Raw genomic sequence first — 6000 nt, forward strand, 5'->3', positions numbered from 1 at the left:
TCGTAGGCAAAGTGGAGCAAAAGACATCCTGAAATAAGTCTTTTAGTTTAATTTTGACTTTTAAATCTGTTTTTGGCAAAAAAGACTGATTTTATCTAAATTTTCCAGTATAATGCTTTCCTTTAACTTGTATTCAGTCTCTAGGACAATCAAATTAGCTATAACTTATCAAACACTCTGATGTAACTAATTCCATAATATTCAGGTCAAATTATGTAACATATATAACTTTTTATTTTATACACAATGCCCTAGAATGAGATTTTAATTAGTCCGGGAATCGCTATAAAGCTACCTATAGCTGAAATATCTTGTATTTTTGGTTACAAAAATGCATTCTTGTATACTGTGTATTTTCAAGACTATAAATTTACATCTCACATTGGGGATCGCTAATCTGAATACTAACAATCAATAAGTTAATGGAATACTATTTTTATATTTTCTTTGTTATTTTGTATTTAACGGGACAATTATTTTGTATTGAGTGAGTTTTAATATTAAATAAGCGGACTATTTACCAGCAATTTCTATGCAAATTACTCACTCGGTGCTTGTCCTTTTTGCATTTCTAAGCACAATACAAATTCCCAACATAGATTGCATGGTAATACTCAAGATTTGCGAAAGTTGATCAATACAAGGTAAGCCTTGCTTAGAACTATGCTCAAAACAGATAAACAGCATATTATTCTACCTGCTTTTATTAAAAATTCAGAAGTAGGAAATAACCATTCAATAGGCAGTAAAAGCCAATTAGTTAAACCTAAATGTGATTTTTTGCAACCCTTACGAAACAGGCTCGACAAAATCGAAATTTCAAATCGTAAGTTCGCTCACTTTATTGCTAAATTAATTCCGGCTCAGTGTCCCTTCGAGCGAGAGGTAATACTATTTGGTCGCAAAATAGCTCACATTCCACCCATGTGTAAGCTCAATCCACTTTACGATCAATTTGTCGGCTTGCGTTTTCGCGCTTTGTGTTATTTAGTAGATCAGTGTGGAGAGGATATTCAATCCTACTGCTAAACATCAACTGAGAAAACACGGCATGGAAATTACAATTGAGCATCAACCCAGTCAAGAACGTCTCAGCCAGTTAGGTGTTTTGAAATGGGATATTTGGCAAAAAGAAGTCTCCAAATTCCCCTGGACGTATGATACTCAAGAAATTTGTTATTTTTTGCTAGGTAATGTCATTGTTACACCTGATGGTGGACAACCAGTGAAAATGGGTAAAGGTGATTTAGTAACTTTTCCCGCTGGCCTGTCTTGTACATGGGAAATTACAAGCGACGTCAAAAAACATTATTGCTTTGGTTAGTTATTTCAGATATTGCGCCTGGAAATGTAAAATGTTAAAACCATACCTAGGTGCAAGAGGAATCATCTGTTCGAGATCAAAACCAAAACCAATAGCGTTGTCTTGCTCTAACAATGTTAGGTAATAGAGCATACTTTTGGTTAGCTCATGCATGGGGTGTCTGCGGTTGCTCAGAGACTATGAGTTAACGTGAGTTCGACGGAACTAAAAAATCGCACGAGGTATTCCAGTAAAATCTTTTGGGTAAACCTCACTCGACGGTTTTTAGACAAATAGGTATAAAGGTCACTAAGAAATTTAATAGCTTACCATAGCTTACGTGGCATAGTTATAGAAGGTAATTTTCTATTTGATATGTATAAAAACCCTCCAAAGCAGATGAAAACAGAGCTTGTCAACAAGCTTTAGATGATTTCGGCATCACAGAATTACTATCTATTTCTCTAATTGCTTCTCCATCTGTGCCTTGGTAAATGCGATCGCCAAAGTGAAACTCTCCCCCAGTTATGTGTCCAATATTATTGTTGAACTTACCATTTTCGGATACTGACTGTAAGATTCCATCAACTATTGTGAGCGATCGCCTGAGTTCTTCAATATCCGCCTCAGTCTGATTACCCTTCAGAATGCGGTCAATAATGTCACTCAGATCATCATGGTTAGCCACATTATTCTCTCCTCGCTATCCAATATCCTATTTTTGATTCTCCTTGTAACGCAAAAGCCATTTTCCCAATTTCTTGATGTTTACCATTTTCTGTATCTCTGGTAACAAAAAATGCAAATTTTAATAAAAAAACTCTAATTTTCTCTCATTATATGAAGTTAAATTTTAGCTTTTTTAAAGATATTTAGCGGTTATTGCTGAATAGGATTCAAAAAATGATACATATTATTTATCAATTGAAATTAGTAAAAATTATTGCTAATTCATGACCATATTTTAAATTTAACTGCTAGTGTCCAACTGGAGGAAGTTTTGAACAGAGCCAGTAAAGTAGAAGGGATTCTCAACGCGTGGTTAGAATTCATTGCTTTAGTAGATTTGAATAATGCTACAGTTCCAGGCGATGAAGCAGTGTTGAGTGATATAGAGCTAGATAGAAATTATGTAAAAATTACTAAAAATACTTTTTCTGACCTCAAAGAGAAAATCAACGCTATGAATGGGAAGATAAAGCATCAGACTTAACGCAGGAATTATATATAATATTGCCCTCTCAAGAAGCAGAGATAGAGGTATTAAAATCAAAAATTGATACATACATTGAAACAATAAAAGGGTTAGAAATTCAGGCATTTGAAATAGAAAAAGGCATTAAAATTAATTCAAAAGCAATTCTCATGCAAGCCCCATCAGTATGGGAGGAAAAAAATTCACAAGTACCATTTTTGACCAAAACAGGAAGGGCGATCGCCAGCTTATGGCAAACTGCTAATGGTCGGTTGAAATTGTTTTACCTCTCCAGTTATCTAATTTCTTTTACGGTGCTGGCAACCAGGGTAAATCAGCACTTCATGTCATTAGTGCCTGGGCAAGTGAACAACATCTGGTGTTAGCACAGATGAAAGTCGAGGATAAATCCAATGAAATTACGGCAATTCCCGCATTATTAGAGTTACTAGATATCACCGGCGCTATCATCACCATTGATGCAATGGGGACACAAACTGAAATTGCCAAACAGATTATCGCCAAAAAAGCTGATTATGTTCTGGCACTGAAAGCCAACCATCCCACGCTCTATTCTCAAGTCAAAGAATGGTTTGACACTGCGCTTGCACAGCAATTTTCGGGGATTAATGTTAGTTATGACAAACGTATTGAAAAAGGACATCACCGCACCGAAATTCGTGAAGTTTGGACTGTCCCTGTGACGGCGATTGATGAACTTTATCAACCTAAATTATGGGCAGGACTCCAAAGCGTGGTTATGGTCGTCCGCGTGCGTCACCTTTGGAATAAAACTACCCGTGAAGTTCAGTTTTATCTCACCTCTTTAAAAAGTGATGCTCAATTTATCGGCCGGGCTATCCGAAAACATTGGGGCATTGAAAACCAGGCTCATTGGACCCTTGATTGTACTTTTGCAGAAGATGCTTGTCGCATTCGTTCTTTCCACAGTCCTCAAAACTTTTCTCTTTTACGACGCTTTGCTCTCAATGCTCTTAACCTTGAACAGTCCTACAAACGTAGTCTTCGTCAAAAAATGAAACGCACTGCTATGGATAACAATTATATGATTCAGGTTCTCTGTTGTTTCATTGACAATACTTTAGATTCTTCTGATTCCTTGTGTCAAGCCTGATTGAGATGCTCTTACCCTGCCTGCCAGCACCGTAAAAGAAATTAGATAACTGGAGAGGTAAAACAATTTCAACCGACCATTAGCAGTTTGCCATAAGCTGGCGATCGCCCTTCCTGTTTTGGTCAAAAATGGTACTTGTGAATTTTTTTCCTCCCATACTGATGGGGCTTGCATGAGAATTGCTTTTGAATTAATTTTAATGCCTTTTTTTTAATGCCTTTTTCTATTTCAAATGCCTGAATTTCTAACCCTTTTATTGTTTCAATGTATGTATCAATTTTTGATTTTAATACCTCTATCTCTGCTTCTTGAGAGGGCAATATTATATATAATTCCTGCGTTAAGTCTGATGCTTTATCTTCCCATTCATAGCGTTGATTACTATCTTCTAAACCTGACATCAAATTTTGCATTTTTTCTAACTGTATTTTAATTTGGATATAAGTATTAATTTGTTGGGATAGTTTATCTAGAAGTTTTTGTAGTTCATTAGGTGTTGAGAGAACAGGGGCATTTTGTAAAACTTGGTCTAAATCTCTTGCTATTGCTTGAATATAAAAAATAGATGTGTTTTTTAGATCATCTTGATTGAGGCGTTGAACAAGTTGATCATAATAATGAAACTGGATCAGCCAATTAGGGCGTTGATTTATCCACTTATGCCAAACTTCTTTGGTATTATTCAAGGCTGTTTGTGCTTCAACAATTTGTTTAGCATCACGCGCTTGTTTAGCAACATTGAGATACATATCAGCCCGTAACCAAAATGAGCGTGCTTCTGTTTTGTCAGAGTCAATTTGGATATGCAAATTCTCTAATTTAACTGTCACTTCATCATTTAACTTACCTTGGTTACTGTAGGCAGAAACGACCATGCCTATGATAATTCCTAATATTAATATGGTCAGAGGTAATGGCCACGGGTCTTTGAGTCTGACAATCACAGGAATAGTTTTTCCACCTCCCTCATAAGTCAATGCTATTTCACCTGTAAACTCTCCACTACGAGCATTCTGGAAATTAAATTGAATTGGCAAGCTCATCAATTCTTGTGGATTAATTTGAGTAGGCGATGATGCGATTGTAATTGTCCCTGCTGGTAAAACAGAACTATTATCAGCACTCAATAAATCTAAAGTGACCATTTTAACATTACTTACTTTCTCAATTGACCATAGTGTAATTGTGCGGGTCAAGCTTTCTCCTCTGGTTGCGTTGATTGTAATGGCTTTAGGGTTAGTTATAATCTCTGCTTGAGCCACAGACGGATATTTTCTTGAAATCATCAATGATAAAAATAGTATTTTTAGAATATTAAAAGAGCTAATTTTCATAAATGAAGATAAGTGCTAAATTATAGCCACACTACCTAATACCTAATCAAAAGTGAACTCACTCTTTAGCCAAGGTCATGCCTGTATTGTTGGGGTTGGTGGTGATTTACCCAACACCGTAGATGATGCTGTCGGTCTTGCCAACATCCTCAAAGACCCGGAACGCTGTGCTTATTCACCTGAACAGGTACATTTATTGACTAAGGAACAGGCAAACCGAGATGGAATCCTTGCCGCTTTAGACCAATTAGCTAAATCAACTACACCTGATTCCACGGTAATTGTCTATTTTTCTGGGCATGGCTATCAAGTCAATAGTCCCATCGGTGAAGCGTATTACCTGATGCCTTTTGGTTATGACCAGAGTAAATTATATAAAAGTGCCATTAGTGGTATGGAGTTCATCACTAAACTTCAGGCAATTTCTGCCAAAAAGCTGTTAGTATTACTGGACTGTTGCCATGCCGGTGGCTTAGGCGATACATCAACACTAGGCTATGAAGCCGAAAAAGCACCACTTCCACCAGAGGCGCAAGCTTTATTTAATCAAGGTAAAGGACGAGTTGCGATCGCCTCCTCCCAAGCTGAGGAAAAATCTTTTGCAGGTAGACCCTATAGTGCTTTTACGCTGGCTTTAATTGAAGCTTTAGCAGGTAAAGGTGCTTCCCAAAAAGATGGTTATGTGCGGGTTGCAGATTTAGCCATGTATGCGCGTGAGGTAGTACCGAGAAGAACACGCGATCGCCAGCATCCTATTTTAAATTTTGAGCAAGCGGATAACTTTGTTTTGGCATACTATGCAGGCGGTGAAACTGAACCGAAAGGATTGCCATTTGAAGGTGAACCAGAGATTGAGCCTGAACCTGGGGATTTTAATAAGCAAGGTACTAATAACCAAATCACCCAGAATGTACAGCAGCGTGGAAAATACAACATCAACATTGGTCAAGCTAATGGCTTGCGGATTGGAGACGGTAATTAAGCTTAACGGGTGACAAGGCAGTTGAAGATGAGATGTGGCAACAATTTGAGA

7 protein-coding genes and 1 pseudogene are annotated in these 6000 nt (G+C 37.2%); 6 read left to right on the forward strand and 2 right to left on the reverse strand.

What is annotated here, in order from left to right; genetic code table 11:
* Positions 1-663: 663 nt before the first annotated feature.
* Together ACM0OS_RS20115 and ACM0OS_RS20120 are read left to right on the forward strand one after the other, a co-directional pair.
* Positions 664-1029, forward strand: a complete 366-nt coding sequence (locus ACM0OS_RS20115; RefSeq protein ID WP_414544972.1) for a Mo-dependent nitrogenase C-terminal domain-containing protein — start codon at positions 664-666, stop codon at positions 1027-1029.
* 22 nt (positions 1030-1051) lie between these two features.
* Positions 1052-1324, forward strand: coding sequence for a cupin domain-containing protein (locus tag ACM0OS_RS20120; RefSeq protein ID WP_414544973.1), 273 nt, complete (start codon positions 1052-1054; stop codon positions 1322-1324).
* 394 nt (positions 1325-1718) lie between these two features.
* Here ACM0OS_RS20120 and ACM0OS_RS20125 read toward each other — a convergent pair whose 3' ends face one another.
* Positions 1719-1991, reverse strand: a complete 273-nt coding sequence (locus ACM0OS_RS20125; RefSeq protein ID WP_414544974.1) for a hypothetical protein — start codon at positions 1989-1991, stop codon at positions 1719-1721.
* A 312-nt stretch (positions 1992-2303) separates the two neighbouring features.
* On the opposite strand from ACM0OS_RS20125, the gene ACM0OS_RS20130 reads away from it, so the two are divergent.
* The 3 genes and pseudogenes from ACM0OS_RS20130 to ACM0OS_RS20140 all read left to right on the forward strand — a co-directional run.
* The gene (locus tag ACM0OS_RS20130; protein WP_414544975.1) at positions 2304-2516 is read left to right on the forward strand and encodes a hypothetical protein; all 213 of its coding nucleotides are present in this window, start codon (positions 2304-2306) and stop codon (positions 2514-2516) included.
* 20 nt (positions 2517-2536) lie between these two features.
* Positions 2537-2884 carry a hypothetical protein gene (locus ACM0OS_RS20135; RefSeq protein WP_414544976.1) on the forward strand — a complete coding sequence of 116 codons (348 nt, stop codon included), beginning with the start codon at positions 2537-2539 and terminating at the stop codon, positions 2882-2884.
* A pseudogene (locus ACM0OS_RS20140) lies at positions 2821-3633 on the forward strand (ISAs1 family transposase); the annotation flags it as partial. The gene ACM0OS_RS20135 and the pseudogene ACM0OS_RS20140, both read left to right, overlap by 64 nt.
* A 122-nt stretch (positions 3634-3755) precedes the next feature.
* Here the strand turns inward: ACM0OS_RS20140 and ACM0OS_RS20145 are convergent.
* Entirely contained in the window at positions 3756-4967 is a 1212-nt protein-coding gene (locus ACM0OS_RS20145; protein WP_414544977.1) for a hypothetical protein, read from the reverse strand.
* A gap of 52 nt (positions 4968-5019) precedes the next feature.
* On the opposite strand from ACM0OS_RS20145, the gene ACM0OS_RS20150 reads away from it, so the two are divergent.
* Positions 5020-5949, forward strand: a complete 930-nt coding sequence (locus tag ACM0OS_RS20150; protein WP_414544978.1) for a caspase family protein — start codon at positions 5020-5022, stop codon at positions 5947-5949.
* Positions 5950-6000: the final 51 nt, after the last annotated feature.

The organism is Nostoc sp. CCY0012 (assembly GCF_963920855.1).
Taxonomy (GTDB): Bacteria; Cyanobacteriota; Cyanobacteriia; order Cyanobacteriales; family Nostocaceae; genus Cyanocohniella.

Bases quoted from the DNA above. Each gene is read 5' to 3' on its own strand.
- ACM0OS_RS20120 (WP_414544973.1), top strand. From the start codon at position 1,052: ATGGAAATTACAATTGAGCATCAACCCAGTCAAGAACGTCTCAGCCAG.
- ACM0OS_RS20145 (WP_414544977.1), bottom strand. From the start codon at position 4,967: ATGAAAATTAGCTCTTTTAATATTCTAAAAATACTATTTTTATCATTG.
- ACM0OS_RS20115 (WP_414544972.1), top strand. From the start codon at position 664: ATGCTCAAAACAGATAAACAGCATATTATTCTACCTGCTTTTATTAAA.